Annotated in this window: 14 protein-coding genes; 1 reads left to right on the top strand and 13 read right to left on the bottom strand. The window is 31.6% G+C overall.

Annotated features, from left to right (window positions below):
- Nucleotides 1-86: 86 nt before the first annotated feature.
- Together ACZ5SO_RS13915 and ACZ5SO_RS13910 are read right to left on the bottom strand one after the other, a co-directional pair.
- A complete protein-coding gene (locus ACZ5SO_RS13915) occupies nucleotides 87-1385 on the bottom strand; it encodes a hypothetical protein (protein WP_464625421.1) in 1299 nt (432 codons plus the stop codon).
- A gap of 336 nt (nucleotides 1386-1721) precedes the next feature.
- Nucleotides 1722-2702 carry a GNAT family N-acetyltransferase gene (locus tag ACZ5SO_RS13910; RefSeq protein WP_464625420.1) on the bottom strand — a complete coding sequence of 327 codons (981 nt, stop codon included), beginning with the start codon at nucleotides 2700-2702 and terminating at the stop codon, nucleotides 1722-1724.
- A 200-nt stretch (nucleotides 2703-2902) separates the two neighbouring features.
- Here ACZ5SO_RS13910 and eno point away from each other — a divergent pair, with 200 nt between their 5' ends.
- Complete coding sequence (gene eno / locus ACZ5SO_RS13905) at nucleotides 2903-4198, top strand: phosphopyruvate hydratase (protein ID WP_464625419.1); 1296 nt, start codon at nucleotides 2903-2905, stop codon at nucleotides 4196-4198.
- 70 nt (nucleotides 4199-4268) lie between these two features.
- Here the strand turns inward: eno and ACZ5SO_RS13900 are convergent, their stop codons facing one another.
- The 11 genes from ACZ5SO_RS13900 to ACZ5SO_RS13850 form a co-directional block, all read right to left on the bottom strand.
- A complete protein-coding gene (locus ACZ5SO_RS13900; protein ID WP_464625418.1) occupies nucleotides 4269-5312 on the bottom strand; it encodes a calcium/sodium antiporter in 1044 nt (347 codons plus the stop codon).
- A 66-nt stretch (nucleotides 5313-5378) separates the two neighbouring features.
- Nucleotides 5379-5939 (bottom strand): regulatory protein RecX, encoded by a 561-nt coding sequence (locus ACZ5SO_RS13895; protein WP_464625417.1) that lies wholly within the window; start codon nucleotides 5937-5939, stop codon nucleotides 5379-5381.
- A gap of 57 nt (nucleotides 5940-5996) precedes the next feature.
- Nucleotides 5997-6410 (bottom strand): 30S ribosomal protein S9, encoded by a 414-nt coding sequence (gene rpsI / locus ACZ5SO_RS13890; RefSeq protein WP_464625416.1) that lies wholly within the window; start codon nucleotides 6408-6410, stop codon nucleotides 5997-5999.
- 11 nt (nucleotides 6411-6421) lie between these two features.
- Entirely contained in the window at nucleotides 6422-6850 is a 429-nt protein-coding gene (gene rplM / locus ACZ5SO_RS13885; RefSeq protein ID WP_464625415.1) for a 50S ribosomal protein L13, read from the bottom strand.
- 538 nt (nucleotides 6851-7388) lie between these two features.
- Complete coding sequence (locus ACZ5SO_RS13880) at nucleotides 7389-9668, bottom strand: ATP-dependent helicase (RefSeq protein ID WP_464625414.1); 2280 nt, start codon at nucleotides 9666-9668, stop codon at nucleotides 7389-7391.
- Entirely contained in the window at nucleotides 9661-11013 is a 1353-nt protein-coding gene (rimO, locus tag ACZ5SO_RS13875; protein WP_464625413.1) for a 30S ribosomal protein S12 methylthiotransferase RimO, read from the bottom strand. Before rimO ends, ACZ5SO_RS13880 begins: the two co-directional genes overlap by 8 nt.
- A gap of 100 nt (nucleotides 11014-11113) precedes the next feature.
- The gene (locus ACZ5SO_RS13870; protein WP_464625412.1) at nucleotides 11114-12199 is read right to left on the bottom strand and encodes an ABC transporter ATP-binding protein; all 1086 of its coding nucleotides are present in this window, start codon (nucleotides 12197-12199) and stop codon (nucleotides 11114-11116) included.
- Entirely contained in the window at nucleotides 12199-13230 is a 1032-nt protein-coding gene (locus tag ACZ5SO_RS13865) for an ABC transporter ATP-binding protein (RefSeq protein WP_464625411.1), read from the bottom strand. The genes ACZ5SO_RS13870 and ACZ5SO_RS13865 overlap by 1 nt, the downstream gene beginning before the upstream one ends.
- Nucleotides 13231-13243: 13 nt before the next feature.
- On the bottom strand, nucleotides 13244-14842 hold the full coding sequence (locus ACZ5SO_RS13860; protein WP_464625410.1) for an ABC transporter permease: 1599 nt from the start codon (nucleotides 14840-14842) through the stop codon (nucleotides 13244-13246).
- Nucleotides 14843-14864: 22 nt separating this feature from the next.
- Nucleotides 14865-15791: an oligopeptide ABC transporter permease OppB gene (oppB, locus tag ACZ5SO_RS13855; RefSeq protein WP_464625409.1), complete on the bottom strand. Its 927-nt coding sequence runs from the start codon at nucleotides 15789-15791 to the stop codon at nucleotides 14865-14867.
- Between the two features lie 259 nt (nucleotides 15792-16050).
- Complete coding sequence (locus ACZ5SO_RS13850) at nucleotides 16051-16623, bottom strand: hypothetical protein (RefSeq protein ID WP_464625408.1); 573 nt, start codon at nucleotides 16621-16623, stop codon at nucleotides 16051-16053.
- Between the last annotated feature and the right edge of the window lie 102 nt (nucleotides 16624-16725).

Genomic DNA, 16725 nt, shown 5'->3' with positions numbered 1-16725 from the left:
CTAATTAAGAGTGTATTTTTTTAACAATATAAAAGGCTGCTCTTTCGAACAGCCTTTTTTATATGTAATAGAATTACAATTTCAAACTAGAATGCAATTTCACAAGCAACTGATACTGAACCATAATTAGGATCTGTTGCAACACCAGCGTTATCTAATAGGTCATCAGCGTCATCCCAAGATAATGTTAATGTAGCACCATCTACTAGAGTTGTACTTTCAATAGAAGCACTAGCTGCTAAAATGTTACCTTTTGTATAGCTAACATCAGCACATGCAGTATAAGCATCAACAGCATATTCAACACCAGCACCTACAGTCCAAACTTTACTATCTAATACATAACCACCACTTACATATGGAGTTAATTCATCAGTTACTGAATAAGAAACTTTACCATCTAAGTCTTGAATATTGATTAAGTCTAAACCTGTTAATGTTAATGAAGCAGGAACATCTAAATCAGCTAAATCAACAACAGCTTTAACATTTAACATGTCATCTGAAGTAGAGATATCAGCAAGGTCATCAGGATCATCGTTGAAATCATCATTTTCATTAGATGAACCATAATAAGCATCTAATGTTACAAATTTCATTGTTGAATTTAATACAGCATCCATGCCAAATCCGTTTGCATCATAAGCAGCATCTAAAGCAACACTTGCTGAATAATCATCAGAAGCATAAGCTAACATTGCAGAACCAGCAGCTTCAACTTTATTTGTCATATTTCTATCAACAGCAATTGAAGCACCAACTTGTGCTGTCATACCTTCAGAAACTTCCATTTCAGTAGTTTCGAATGCAAAATAACCTTGAGTATCTTTAATTGCGTCAAAATCACCTGTATAACCAACAGAAACTGTACCTAAATCATCTAATGTTAATGCAGTACCTGCAAAAGTTGTTCCAACAACGCTATAGTTATAAGCTTCATCATCACCATCTAAAGCAATAGTATCAGCAGCATAATCAACTGGATCACTTGCACTTAAGATGCTTAATTTCCAACCATTACCAACAATGTTTGCATAGTCAAATGAAGGATCAGCTGTAAATTTCATATCCTCTAATACTGTAACATTATCTGATTCATCATAACCAACGACGTCATCAGATGAGTCTGTTAATTCGTCAATAGCATTAGTTGTTAAAGTTAATGTAGCACCAATTTCAGCATAAATATCACCTTCACCCATAGCTTCCATTGTTGTTGCATATAGTTCAACTTCTGCATCAAACTCTGTTGCATTTGTAAATCCAAATTCATGGCTATCTAAATCAACTAGAGTGTTTGTTAATGTTGCTGTTCCAGTGAAATCTGCAAACAACATACTTGTTCCTATAATACCTGTTAATAATAAAGCAGAAACCTTCTTCATACTTCCTCCAAATAGTTTCGGGAGCACGGTAAAAAACCGCACTTAATCCCTTAATTTCCATATATATACCTAGGATTGTAACAAGGGTATTTATATATGTCAAGAAAAAAATACACCCCAAACACACCTAAATACATATATCTTCACACAACTCCACTAAAAAAACACTAGCGATTTAATACACTTAAAGTAGTGAATTATATACTAGTAGTTTATTTTTGTTGAGAACCTATGAGAAAAGGAAATCTAAATAAAAATACATAATTTTTATCAATATTTATTGTTTTTTAATGGTTTTAAACGATTTTTACTCGAAATATTCTATTAAAAACCCATTTAAACATCCATTAATTCACTAGAATCCCTTTTCTCGTTCCATGAAATTATATCAATTGTAGAATAAAGGAGGTTACAAGAAATTTCATTTTTCTTCACATTTCTACATAAAATGCTTAGGTTTTCTACATTTATATGAAGAAGTTTGACGAACTTCTCCCGACATGTTTGGCGCATTAATTTATCAAATAAAATTGAATAGATTCCAAGCCCTCTATATTGTCTGACAACGCCATATGAAGTAACTTCTGCATAGCTGTTGCCAATATCTTCCCATTCAATATAGCCTACAATTTCATTTTCCAAATTATAAGCAACTATATACCTTGGTTTTTTTAATATAGTTTGACGTCTTTTAATTAATAATCTTTCTTCATCATTTAATTCATTAATAAAATCATTTTTTAATTTATTAATAACAACTATATCTTTATAATTTACCTCTACTGAAAATACAAAGTCACTGATTAATAAATCATTAGGTAATTCTTCTATCTCTTCATCTAAACCTATTAAATTTATATAGCCTTCACATTCTTTATACCAATTAACAACTATAGCTTTCATATAATCGGCTTTAAATTCTCTCCACTGTCTTTCTATTATAGGGTTTTCTTTTAACACTTGTTTAAATTTTTTAAAAACACCTCTTCCAGTATGAAAAACATGATCTAATTTCTTTTTATATACTGGATTTTTTACATTTTTAATAAACTGTTCTCTAATTTTAAAACCTTCAATTGAGCCCCAAGTGGGTAAAGCTAAAAATCTATCTTTATTTTTAGATATTGAAACAGATATCAATTTTTTCGAACTTTGACTCTCTCTAACAACTACTGATTCTTTAATATCAGAAACCTCTACAACTTCACCGCTTATTAAATCTAAAAAACCTAGAGATTCTTGGTTTTCCATTGAAAAAACAATATTTTTTAATAAATAAGAAGTTAATGGTGGAAGGATATATTTTTCTTTGTCCATTTGTTACTCCTTTAGTTATCATACGTTAGAATTAAATATTTGAGAAGTTTTTTTAACTATAAATGAAAAAAAGATATTTTTTTATCAGTTTATCCCTTTTTTATTTTTTCTTATTAGAGGATAATAGATATTACCTTGACAATTAGTCAAAAAATTAAGATATTTTAAACACGATATAAAAAAATATCAGGAGTAAAATCATGAGTATTATTGAATCAATTGAAGCAAGGGAAATCCTTGACTCACGCGGCAACCCTACAGTAGAGGTTGATGTTATTTTAGAAAGTGGTTTCATGGGTCGTGCAGCAGTACCTTCAGGTGCTTCTACAGGTGTTCACGAAGCTGTTGAACTACGTGATGGCGATAAAAGCCGTTTCTTAGGTAAAGGTGTTTTAAAAGCTGTAGATAATGTTAACAACATTATTGCTCCAGAAATCGAAGGTATGGATGCACTTAATCAAGTTGCTATCGACCAAGCAATGATTGCTCTAGATGGTACACCAAACAAAGCTAAATTAGGCGCAAATGCTATCCTAGGTGTTTCAATGGCTGTAGCTCGTGCAGCAGCTGATTACTTAGATAGACCTTTATTTGCATACTTAGGTGCTTATCATGCATGTACACTTCCTGTTCCAATGGCAAACATTCTAAACGGTGGTGCTCATAGTGATAATAAAGTTGACTTCCAAGAATTCATGGTAATGCCAATCGGTGCTGATTCTATTAGAAGCGCTGTTCGTATGGTAGCAGAAGTATTCCATAACTTAAAAAATGTTCTAAAGAGCCGTGGTTATAACACTAGTGTTGGTGATGAAGGTGGTTTTGCCCCAGATTTGAAATCAAACGAAGAAGCTCTAGAAGTTATAATGGAAGCTATCAAAGCTGCTGGTTATACAACTGGTCGTGATGGTGATTTCATGATTGCTCTAGATCCTGCTGCTTCTGAATTATATAATAAAGAAACTAAATTATATGAACTAAAATGGTCAACTGGTGAAAAATTAACTAGTGAACAAATGGTTGATATGTGGGAAGACTGGGTAAACCGTTATCCAATTATTTCTATTGAAGATGGTATGGACGAAGATGACTGGGAAGGTTGGAAAACTTTAACAGACAGAATCGGTGATAGAGTTCAATTAGTTGGTGATGATTTATTTGTAACTAACACAGAAAGACTTCAAATGGGTCTTGATAAAGGTGTAGCTAACTCAATTCTTATCAAAGTTAACCAAATTGGTACTTTAACTGAAACATTCGAAGCTATCGACTTAGCAAAACGTAATGGTTACACAGCTATCGTTTCTCACAGATCTGGTGAAACTGAAGACAGCTTCATTGCTGACTTAGTAGTTGCATTAGAAACTGGACAAATCAAAACTGGTTCAATGAGCCGTTCTGATAGATTAGCTAAATATAACCAATTAATGAGAACTGAAGATTACTTAGGTGATACAGCTAAATATGCTGGTCGCAAAGCTTTCAAAGTTATATAAGTTAAGCTTAGACTAAAGAAAATCCTCCAAATTTTTGGAGGATTTTTTTATAACTTAAATTTTAATTTTATTAAATAGATATTGAATAACTCAAAATTGTAACTAGAAGGTATGCAGCTAATAAAATAGCCCCCACTAATCTATTTAATCTTTCTTTTGAAAATTGTATTGCTAATTTACATACTATTAATACAAATAACATTGCAGGGAATAATAGCTTAAAGAAATGTACATCTACTATTAAACCACCTTTTGTAACTGATGCTGCAGCACCTACTACGAACAATACATTTAAAATATCTGCTCCTAATACATTTCCAATTGCTAAATCACCATAGCCCTTTCTTGTAGCTGTTACGGCTGTAATTAGCTCAGGTAAGCTTGTTCCAAAAGCAACTAAAGTTGCTGCAATGATAGTTTCAGGAATATGTAGCCGAAAGGCAGTTTCTTGAACAGTTGGAATCAACACTTTCGAAGAAAGTATTACCAAAGCAATACCAAAAAATAATTTTAACATAATGACAGCAGTGGAAGATTCATCAATATCTAAATCTTCACTATGTTCGTCAAGCTCTCCTTTTTTGGCTTGTCTAATTGTATTATAGATATAGACAACTAAAATAACTAAAAATAACCAACCCATAAATTGAGGTATACGGCCTCCTGTCGAGAAAGCTGAAAACCCTTTACCAAATACAAAGGCAGTTAATACCAATAAAAGTCCAGCTGCAAACTGTATCCAACTTTGGCGATTAACTACTTCTTTTTTAAATGGAAGTGGATTTATTAAGGCAGCAACACCTAATATCAACCCAGTATCACATATAATAGACCCAACTGCATTTCCCATAGCCAAATCAGGAAATCCTTGTAAAGCAGAAACTACAGATACTGTAACTTCTGGCAATGTAGTTCCTAAGCTTACTATAGTAGCTCCTATTAACATTTTAGGAACGCCCCATTTATAAGATAAGGTAACAGCTTCATCTACAAGTAAATCAGCACCTTTACCTAAAGCCGCTAAACAGACTACTATAATTCCAATTAGAATTAACATACCTGGTATGCCTAATGGAATCTTACTTATAATATTTATCATTAAATCATCAATCATAGTGCACCTATATTACTTTATAATATGAAAAAAAGCCATCAATTTATTATTTTGATAAGCGTTTTCTTATATAAATTTTTCTTCAAATACTTCTTTAATTATAGAAGAAGAAAAACCTTTTTTCTGCAATTTTAATTGAATTATTTCCTTTTCTACTGTTTTAGCTCGTATTTTCTCATATGCCTTTAAGCAAGATAAAATCTCATCCTCTTGTGTTACTATATCTTCAAATATTTTTTTTGAAAAATTAATTGAAATCCCTTTTTGTTGTAATCGTTGAAGAATTAAAAATTTTCCTTCACCTTTCTTTAATCTAGAACTAATAAAGGATTCACAAAACCGAGTATCACTAAGGTAATTTTTACTCACCAAATATTCAAGTGTATTATTAATAGCAAATGGAGAGAATTTTCTTTGCTTAAGTTTTACTAATAATTCAAATCGAGAATGCTCTCTTCTAGCTAATAAATCTAACCCTTTTTTTCTACAAAGATAACACTCATTAACTTTTCTAAGCTCAGCTAATTCATCCTCATAAACTTCCTGTCCATCTTCATAAAAAGGGAGAGAAAATTCTAAAAGCAAGGATTTTGGTATAAAAAAGGGAGAGCCCTCTCCTGAAAGCACATTGATGCCTTCTGGAAAACCTCTCCTCTTGATTGTCGCAATGACCATAATACAAACTTAACGTTTGCTGAATTGGAATTTACGACGTGCACCTCTTTGACCGAATTTCTTTCTTTCGACCATACGTGCATCACGAGTCATATAGCCCTTAGAATGTAAAGCACTGCGGTAAGCTTCGTCATTGTCACATAAAGCACGAGCAATTCCGTGACGACATGCACCAGCTTGACCTGAAATACCACCACCTGTACAGTTGATTATAATATCAAATTTATCAGATGATTCTGTTGCTTCTAAAGGTTGTTTTAATATGGATACTAGTAATGGATTTGCAAAGTATGCCTCAACATCTTTTCCATTAACTTTAATTGCGCCTTTACCTTCTCTTAAGTAAACACGTGCAACAGAAGTCTTTCTTCTACCTACACCTGTACCAAGATTTACATTAGTTTTTGCATCTTTTTTAGCCATTCTACGCTCCCTTATACTTCAACCGCAATTGGGTTTTGAGCCATATGTGGATGTTCTGCACCAGCATATACTTTCATGTTAGTGAAAAGACTGCGTCCTAAAGGACCTTTTGGAAGCATACCTTTAACAGCGTGTTCCATTGGGAATTCAGGCTTTCTTTGTATCATATCTGCATAATTAGTTGCTCTAAAACCTCCAGGGAAGTTTGAGTGTCTGTAATACATTTTATCATTAAATTTCTTACCAGACATTGTAACTTTTGCAGCATTAATGATGATAACGTAATCACCCATATCTTGGTGAGGTACGTACTCAGGTTTGTTTTTTCCACGAAGAATACGTGCAGCAGCAACAGCAACGTGGCCTAAATCTTTACCAGTTGCATCTATTACGTACCATTTTTTCTCCATTGTTTGTGGCTTTACAAAAATAGTTTTCATGTTTCAATACCCTATTATATTAAGAGAACTTATCCCTTATTAATTATTCATCGGTAATAATACCAATTTTTTAATTGACATTTTTCTTAAGCTTTTATTTTTTATTGTCTAAAATAATTTAAAACCTTTACTTCAATAGCTTTAATCCCTTAGGAAAGGTCGGGTATGAGGGATTTGAGAATCCTACTTCTCCACTATTGCTAAATAGCTTTTATATTTTAGAATAAAAAATGAAAAAATCAATCAACTCAATTAAAATTAAAAAACGAGTTGAGAAGCTCCTTTTTTAAAGCTAATTATTAGTTTCAAGATTTTTTAACAAAATAGATATTATTCACCCTATCTATTCTGCCGCTTAACCTTAATGATGTCAAAAATCTTTATTTTAAATTTGTGTAGAAATTATCCACACGCAACTTTTAAATATTTAGCACAAAGTAAGGCTTTTTGTCTAGTATTCATCGGCTTTTTTTCTGCTATTTATTGTTTATATAAAAAATTAGCTCATTTTTCTTTTATATATTTATTTATTAAAATTTTACAGTTCATCGTAAAGCTTTTCTAGTTTTGCATACTTGCTTATATATTTAGCTTCTTTACCACTATCATATTTTACATTAATTAGCTCACGACCATTTTTAACTGTGCAATTAACAACCCAACCTCTTCCTTTTTCTTCGTTGTAAACTCTATCTCCAACACTAAATTTAGACTCTTCTATTTCATCTTTTTTTTCTTCTTTTTCAAATTTGAATTTCTTTGAATTTGGAGAAAAGCCTTGATGGATTAAATTAGAGGTGTCTGTTTTATATGAATTCCAAGTTGATGTTCTACTCTTATTTAGTTTTCTTTTTAAAGATAGGGCACTATTTGAAAAAATATCTAGATCCTCTTCAAATTTTAAAGGTTTTTGTCCACTCTCTTCAACTAAACCAGGTTCAATTTCGTCTAAAAATCTAGATGGGGTTCTGTTAAATTCTACTCTTCCCCAAATTCTTCTAGAAGATGCACTAAAGAAACAGAGTCTATTTTTAGCTCTAGTTGCTGAAACATAAAAAAGTCTTCTCTCCTCTTCAACATTGGGATCTTCTTCGATACTCATACTGCTTGGGAAAAGGCCTTCTTCTAAACCAACTACATAAACATCTTCAAATTCTAGCCCCTTTGTATTATGCATTGTAATCAAAACTACACCTTCGTCAGCTTTTTCTTCTAAGCCCAGCTTAGTTCTATCTAAACAAGCTTCCTCTAAAAACTGTTGTAACCCTTCAATATTTGAAGGATAAGATTCTAAAGCATTTATAAGCGTATTTAAGTTTTCTACTTTAAATGTATTATTTGATAAATCTTGTTTTTTATAATGTGCTATTAACCCAGTATCTTCTAACAAAGTTTTTACACCTAGTGATAAATCTCCATCTGCTATTATATTAAAAGCTTTCTCCATCATGGAAATAAAAGTTTTAGCACTATTTATACAACGAGCAGATAATACTTTATTATCACAAGCTTTATTTATTGCATCAAAGACATCTCCATCTGTTTCACTTAAAAAGGCTTCTATTTTTTCAACACTCGATTTTCCAATTCCCCTAGTTGGTTTATTAATCATTCTTCTAAAATTAACTATATCTTTAGAATTTAAAAATAATTGCATTAAAGCAAGGGCGTCTTTAACTTCTTCTCTTTCATAGAACTTTAAAGCACCAATAATTCTATAAGGAATATTCGACCTATTTAGTAAAGTTTCAAAAGGTTGTGATTGTGCATTTGTTCTATAAAGAATTGCACTATTATTATAATTCTTACGCCTTTTTATTAAATTAATTACACTCCTAGCTTCATCTTCTTCATCACTTACATAATATACAACAGGTTTTTCACCTTGAAAATTTTCTGTAAATAATCTCTTTTGATGACGAGCTTTATTTTTGGAGATAACACTAGAGGCTACCTCTAAAATTGAAGCGGTTGATCTATAATTCTGATTTAATGTTATAGTCCTTGAATTTTCAAATACTTGAGGGAATGATAAAATATTTTGAACTTCAGCTCCTCTAAATCTATAAATACTTTGGTCATCATCACCTACAACACAAATAAAGGTATCTTTATCAACTAAGGAATGTAATAAATTAAATTGAGCAATATTAGAATCTTGATACTCATCAACTAAAATTACTTTAAATCTACGTCTAACAAAATTTAATACATCTCTGTTAGTATTTAATAGTTTATTTGGAATAGAGATTAAATCTGCAAAATCTACATTTCCAACATTACGAAGAGCCTTCTCATATTCAACAAAGGCTCTTTTAAAAAATGGATCGCTAGAGATTGCACTTACATCATCTTCAACGCTTAGACCCATGTCTTTTGCTCTACTTATTTTCTTCCTTATGCTCACTAGTTCATTTTTAGGCATACTAGGAAAAATACTTTTTAAAAGAGATAGAGAATCACTATCATCATATATTGTAAAACTAGGAGCTAAGTTTGCTTCTTGAGTAAATCTTCTTAAAAGCCAAACTCCAAAGGAGTGAAAGGTTCTAATATTAAAAGAGGTTGGATCAACTGAGGGTAACATTTCAATTACCCTCTCTTTCATTTCTTTAGCTGCTTTATTTGTAAATGTTACAGCTAGGATATTCCAGGGATTAATATTCAATTCTTGAATGCAATAGGCTATTTTAGTTGTAATTACACGGGTTTTTCCACTTCCCGCACCAGCTAGAACTAAAAGAGGTTTAGAATTTTCTAATACTGCTTCTCTTTGTTCTTTGTTTAACTTATCAATCCAAGAATGTAAATTATCCATCTATATCTCCTACCAAAATAGCATCTAAATCAACTCCATTAACTTTTCTTATTCCAACTTTTACAATTTTTCCAGGCTCTAAATTACGCCCCATAATTACTGTTGCCCCATCAACTTCAGGAGCTTGTGAATAAATTCTTCCAATAGCTAAATCTTCACCCTCAATTTTTTCTTCAATTATAGCATCATAAACATTACCTACAAATTTTTGAAGATTTTCAGCTGTTATTTTCTCTTGTATTCTTTCTAATCGCTTTTGATCTTTTTTAGCTCTAACAATCACTTTTTTATGATCTTCTTCACTTATCATATCAAAAGCTCTAGTATCTTCCTCTCTGCTGTAAATAAAGGAGCCCATCCAATCAAATCTACATTTCTTGGCAAAATCTAATAATTCTTGAACATCTTCTTTTGTCTCTCCAGGAAAACCTAACATTAATGTAGTTCTAATTACAGCATCTGGTAAACTTTCTCTTATTTCTTGTATCAAATTATAATAGCTTTCACTTGTTCCAGTTCTCCCCATTTTTCTTAATATAGGAGTGGAAGCATGTTGGAAAGGTATATCAAAGTAAGGAAGAACTTTATCATGAGTTTTAACAAAATTAATTAACTCTTTTGGGAATGCATCTGGATGAATGTATAATAATCTAACTTTAAAATCTCCTACAATATCACAGATTTCTTCTAATAAAGGCAATAATTGTGATTTTCCAGTTGTATCTGTTCCAAAAGCAGCTAAGTCTTGGGCTATAATATTTATTTCTTTTATATCATTTTTAACTAATTGTTTTGCTTCATCTATTATCTGAACCTTACTTCTAGATCTAAGCGGGCCTCTTATGATAGGTATTGCACAAAAAGCACAACGGTGATTACAGCCTTCACTTAATTTTAAATAAGCGGCTCCTGGGAAGTTTAAAATTGTACTTCTTGAATAATAATCATCGATAGGGTTATCAGGATATTCTGGAGAGTAAACAATTTGCTCTCCTTCCCCCTCCTCTTCTATTTTTTCAACAAAATCTTTGATTTGTTTTAAATCTCTATTCCCAAAGATTCCATCAGCTTCAGGCAACTCTAATATTTCACTATATCTTTGAGCTAAACATCCACCAAATATAATTTTGGCATTTGGAGCTATTTCTCTTAAATTAAATAATGTTTCTATTGCTTCTTCTTTAGCACTTTGGATAAAACCACATGTATTTATAAAGATAAGATCACTATCAGCAGGATCTGAAGATATTTCATAACCTTTTTCTTTTAGCAGATTAATTATTACTTCTGCATCTACTTGGTTTTTGGAGCAACCTAAGCTCTCCATGTAAAATTTTTTACTCATTTTTTTCGTCCCTAAAAAATATTGCCAATGGCCCCTCTTATTATAGGTTGTCATTGGCAATGTTAGTCAATAAGTTGCAAGTTTGTTTGATTATTAAATATTATTTAGTTTTCTCAGAAGCTTTTTGTTTATCAGCATCCGCTTGAGCTTCTTCTAAGCTAACATTTTCATAATTTTTTTCATCATATAACCAACAAGCTACTTTATGATCATTTCCTAAATCAAATGTTGGTGGTACATGACAAGTACACCAAGGCATTCTCTTAGGACAACGAGCTTGGAAATAACATCCAGGCTGAACTTTATCAGGAGATGGCACATCTCCAGAAAGGATAATTCTTTTTCTTTTTCTCTCAATTTCTGGATCTGGAATTGGTGCTGCAGATAATAAAGCTTGTGTGTATGGATGAGCTGGATTATCATATAAATCAGCTGAATCAGCCAATTCCACAATCTTACCTAAATACATTACTGCAACTCTTGTTGAAATATGTTGGATAACTGCTAAATCATGAGCAATAAAAATATATGTTAAATTCAATTCTTTTTGTAGCTCATTCAATAAGTTTAGAATCTGAGCTTGAATAGATACATCTAATGCAGAAACAGGTTCATCAGCTAAAATAATTTTAGGATTTAGTGCTAACGCTCTAGCTATTCCGATTCTTTGCCTTTGACCGCCTGAGAACTCATGAGGATATCTATTTTTAAAAGCTTTGTTCAAACCAACTCTTTCCATTAGTTTTTCAACTTCTTCTTCAATCTCTAACTTAGTCATTTTTTTATCAAGAAGACCTCGTTGATTAAAAACAACTAAAGGTTCACTGATAATAGATCTAACTGTCATTCTTGGATCTAATGAAGCATATGGATCTTGGAAGATCATTTGGATATTTCTTCTAGCTAAAACTAATTCTTTTTCTTTTGCCTTACAAAGGTTTAAACCTTCAAAAATAACTTCACCTGAAGTTGGTCTATACAATTGTGCAATAGATCTAACAGTCGTTGATTTACCACAGCCTGATTCACCAACTATACCAAGAGTTTCACCTTGTTTTACTTCAAAGGAGATTCCATCAACAGCTCTAATAGCTCCAACTTTTTTATTTATAATTCCACCTGTTTTAATAGGAAAATGTTGTTTCAAATCTTTTACAACGAGGAGGGTTTTATTTTCTTTACTCATTATTTCTCCTTTGCAGCATCAGCTACAGCTTTTGCTTTCTCTTCTTCACTTGCATACAACCAACAATTAACATGGTGATCTTCACTAACTGTGTATGTTGGTGGTAGGGCACAACGACAAACATCCATTGTTTTATGACAACGTGGATGGAAAGGACAACAAGGTGGTAAATCAATAACGTTTGGTGGTTGTCCTTCAATTGAGAACAATTTGTCTTGTTTAGTTGTAGTATCCATTCTAGGAACACTTTGAATTAAACCACTTGTGTATGGATGAGCTGGATTGTTATATAACTCAAAAGTATAAGCTTCTTCAACAATTTTTCCTGCATACATAACACAAACTTTATCACACATTCCAGCTACTACACCTAAATCGTGAGTAATTAAGATAACAGCTGTTCCAAAATCTTTACTGATTTGTTGTATTAATTCAAGGATTTGAGCTTGTATTGTTACATCTAATGCTGTTGTTGGTTCATCTGCAATTAATACTTGAGCATTACAAGAGAGAGCCATAGCTATCATAACTCTTTGTCTCATACCACCTGAAAATTGGTGAGGGTATGAATCAAAACGAGCTTTAGCGGCAGGAATACCAACTTTTTCCAACATTTCAATTGAACGAGCTCTTGCCTCTTCTTTACTTACATTCTTTTCATGCAATCTAATGGTTTCAACCATTTGAGTTGAAATTTTTAAGAAAGGATTTAAGCTAGTCATAGGGTCTTGGAAAATCATAGAAATCTTATTACCACGAATTTCTCTTAACTCATTTTCTGACAAATCTAAGATATTTTTACCTTCAAATAATACTTCACCACCAACGATTTTTCCTGGAGGAGAAGGAATTAACTTCATAATTGAAAGGTTAGTTACACTTTTACCACAACCAGATTCACCAACTATACCAACGGTTTCACCTTTTGAGACTGTAAATGAAACACCATTAACTGCTTTAACAACTCCGGCATCTGTTTTAAAGTGGGTTTGTAAATTTTTTACTTCTAATATTGGTTTATTTTCTTTCATTTTTTGCTATCTCCTAAAGCTGGTTCTTACTTTGTGGGTCGAACGCATCACGAAGACCATCTCCAAAGAAGTTCATTGCAAACAAGAATAAAGTCATTGCAATTGATGGGAAAATTAGTCTCCAAGGATAAATTGTCATACTTGCTACCCCATTACTAATTAATGATCCCCAAGATGCCATAGGAGCTTGAACACCAAGACCTAAGAATGATAAGAAAGATTCTTGCATGATAAATGATGGAATTCTTAAAGTTGAATAAACAATGATAATTGATAAAGAGTTTGGAATCATGTGTTTAAAAATAATTCTCCATGTTTTTGCTCCCATTGATCTAGCAGCTTCAACATATTCACTATTTTTCAAACTCATTATCTGACCTCTAACCATACGAGCGATGGTAAGCCAAGAGACAATACCTAATGCTATAAATAAGTTAAATATTGATCGCCCAAATATAGCCATTGCAATAATTACTATAAGCATATAAGGAAGACCATACATAACATCAACTATTCTCATTATAATGTAGTCAACTTTACCACCTAAATATCCGGCTAATGCACCTAATACGATACCGATAAATACACTAAATAAAGTTCCAACTAATCCAATCATGATTGAAATTTGTCCACCATAAATAATTCTACTCAACAAATCTCTACCACTATAATCGGTACCTAAAAGATAATGACGTTGATTTAATAGGGAAGCAGAAACCTTAACATTTAAACCATGCATTTCAATAGTATCTTTATATGGGAATTCAAAAGTTCCAGCCTTTTGTTGTTCCTCTATTGACTCTGTTATTTCCTCAGTTAATGTATCTTTTACTCTACTGTATAAATTTTCTTGCAATTTTTCTTCATAATATGCAGGTCCAAGCTTTTCAGTTTGTTCTTCGATTAATTGAGCTTTTTCCTCATCACTTAAACTATCAGCAACAGTAGAATCTATATCTATTGTTTTGAAAATTAAAGAATCTAATTCTTTATAAGCACGAGCTAAAATTGCATCAGGGTTTTCAGCCCCTGTCATCTTTACATAAACATCGAGTAATTGATCACTGTTTAATGTACTAATTTTAGTTTTTCCTTGATAGATTGTCGAAATATCAACCACAAATTCTTCATCGATTTTCTCTTGTAATCTATCAAGAGTTCTTTGATCTCTACTACTCCAAGCAAATGTACCAGCTTCAATTTGTCTTTCACCTTCTTCTAAGCAGAAATTCCAAACATCATTTGTTTTACTATCACTAATCCATTCTTTTATTTGAGCTGATTGTTCATCTGTAACCTTTAGAGTACCATTTTTCCAAGCTGTAAAAAATAATTCTTTTTTCTTATTTTCCATCATTAACTCACCAGCTGTCTTATTCAATGAAGGACCTAAATTTTGATGAGTTAAAATAATTTCTTCATAAGAGTACAAAGGTAAGATTGGAGCTAGAGCTGATAAAAGTGCATAAATTGCGACTATTACCATTCCCACAACAGCCATTTTATTTTTTCTAAGTCTCTTCCAGGCATCTTTTGTTAAACTATTTCCTACAACAACTTGATCAAACTCATTTGTAGTAGATGTATCTGTATTTTTTTTATCTTCTTTCATGTTAAAATCAATTCCTTCTTTGTTAATAAGCGATTCTAGGATCTAATAATGCGTAAAGAATATCGACTAAGAAATTCATTACGATTAATATAACAGAGAAAACGATAACTACACCAATAATTAATGTATAATCTCTATTGAATGAACTTTGAACGAAGAATTTTCCAATTCCAGGAACACGGAAAACTTGTTCAATAACTATTGATCCAGTAATAATACCAGCAAAAGCAGGTCCTAAATAGCTAACAACAGGAAGCATAGCTCCTTTCATTGCATGTTTAGCAATAATTGTACTATTTTTCATTCCCTTAGCTTTTGCAGTTCTAATATAGTCACTTCTTAAAGTCTCTAACATTGAAGAACGAGTTAATCTAGCAATTGTTGCAAAATAAGCAAATGATAAAGAGAGCGCTGGTAATATAATTGTGGAATAACCTTCACCAGTACTATACCATCCGGATATAGGTAGCCAATGTAATTTCATTCCAAAAACCAATTGCAACAATGGCCCTATTACAAAGAGTGGAATAGATATCCCCAATACTGCAACCCCCATGGTCAAATAATCTATCCATGAATTTTGATAAATTGCAGCAAGAATACCAAATAGAACCCCAAACACTAAAGCTATTACAATAGCAATCGAGCCTAAAACAGCTGAATTTGGTAACGAAGTAAATATGTAATAATTTACATCATTATCTACATACTTATATGAAGGTCCTAAATCGCCTCGAATCACATTAAATAAATATCTGCCATATTGTTGTAATACAGGTTCATCTAAATGATACTTAGCTTCAATATTTGCTAATACCTCAGGTGGTAACGCCCTTTCTCCATCAAAAGGACCTCCTGGAGCTACTCTAACAATAAAGAAACTTAATGTAATAATGACAAGCAAAGTAGGAATCATTCCCAATAAACGTTTAATAATATATTTTGTCATATTCTTCCTCTGTCGAATAATTTTTTCGCCATAAAATAGTTAAAAATACCATACAAGTATTTTAACAGACTAGAGAACTTTACAAGAAAATGCAACTTTATTCAATAATTATTCAAAGTTTAATTGAAGTCAAGACCTTTTACTACCATAAATAACTCTAAATATGATAAAGAATAATTGTTTATTCCCTATTAGCAAATTAAGTAAAAATGTATAAGAACATGGATTAAAATAAATCCAAATAGTTTAAATAAAACTCCTAATTTTTAAACTTGTGAATGTCTCTAAGACCTACATCTAAATCCAAATCTCGCTCTCTATCTTTTGTAAGTGGAATGCCTAATATACTGCTAAATAATACAGCAGTTTGTTCACTTGTGCCACCACTTTTTTTCTCATCTATAACTTCTACATCAACTTTATCGTCATTTTTTAAAATAAGTGAAAATCTAACTTGAGCTCTATATGCCCTACCTTTTTTTTTGTAATCAACATTTTCATCAAAACTACCTTTCACAAAATGAGTAATCTCAACTTTCTTTAAGTCATCAACATTATATTTTTTTGTTGAAATAAATGGATATACTCCAAATTGATAGCTAACAGTTAATTGTTCTTTATCTATTATCCACCTATCTATATACAAGATTCCAATTAAAGCTACTATTAATAAAATGAGAGGTATTATCAAAGAAGATATACTGTCCCCTCTAAATAAAGCATCTATTGAGCCCCAAAGAAAAAAGATAAAAAATAATGAGCAAATAATTTTTGCGAAGACACTATTTCTATAAATTAATTTTTCTTTCTTATTTTTCAAATGATATTTCATATTTTATCCTATTGTGTTATTATTTTTACTAAATAGTTAAATTAATAACACTTTACACCGTTTTTTAATATTTCTACTTGACGTAATCAATAATACATCGTT

This window comes from Pleomorphochaeta naphthae, from assembly GCF_055396005.1.
The sequence above is the reverse complement of the archived record's forward strand: the minus strand, read 5'-3'. Positions and strand labels throughout refer to the sequence as shown.

Coding starts and splice junctions, on each gene's coding strand:
- ACZ5SO_RS13915 (WP_464625421.1), bottom strand. CDS start 1,385: ATGAAGAAGGTTTCTGCTTTATTATTAACAGGTATTATAGGAACAAGT.
- ACZ5SO_RS13910 (WP_464625420.1), bottom strand. CDS start 2,702: ATGGACAAAGAAAAATATATCCTTCCACCATTAACTTCTTATTTATTA.
- eno (WP_464625419.1), top strand. CDS start 2,903: ATGAGTATTATTGAATCAATTGAAGCAAGGGAAATCCTTGACTCACGC.
- ACZ5SO_RS13900 (WP_464625418.1), bottom strand. CDS start 5,312: ATGATTGATGATTTAATGATAAATATTATAAGTAAGATTCCATTAGGC.
- rpsI (WP_464625416.1), bottom strand. CDS start 6,410: ATGGCTAAAAAAGATGCAAAAACTAATGTAAATCTTGGTACAGGTGTA.
- rplM (WP_464625415.1), bottom strand. CDS start 6,850: ATGAAAACTATTTTTGTAAAGCCACAAACAATGGAGAAAAAATGGTAC.
- ACZ5SO_RS13880 (WP_464625414.1), bottom strand. CDS start 9,668: ATGGATAATTTACATTCTTGGATTGATAAGTTAAACAAAGAACAAAGA.
- rimO (WP_464625413.1), bottom strand. CDS start 11,013: ATGAGTAAAAAATTTTACATGGAGAGCTTAGGTTGCTCCAAAAACCAA.
- ACZ5SO_RS13870 (WP_464625412.1), bottom strand. CDS start 12,199: ATGAGTAAAGAAAATAAAACCCTCCTCGTTGTAAAAGATTTGAAACAA.
- ACZ5SO_RS13865 (WP_464625411.1), bottom strand. CDS start 13,230: ATGAAAGAAAATAAACCAATATTAGAAGTAAAAAATTTACAAACCCAC.
- ACZ5SO_RS13860 (WP_464625410.1), bottom strand. CDS start 14,842: ATGAAAGAAGATAAAAAAAATACAGATACATCTACTACAAATGAGTTT.
- oppB (WP_464625409.1), bottom strand. CDS start 15,791: ATGACAAAATATATTATTAAACGTTTATTGGGAATGATTCCTACTTTG.
- ACZ5SO_RS13850 (WP_464625408.1), bottom strand. CDS start 16,623: ATGAAATATCATTTGAAAAATAAGAAAGAAAAATTAATTTATAGAAAT.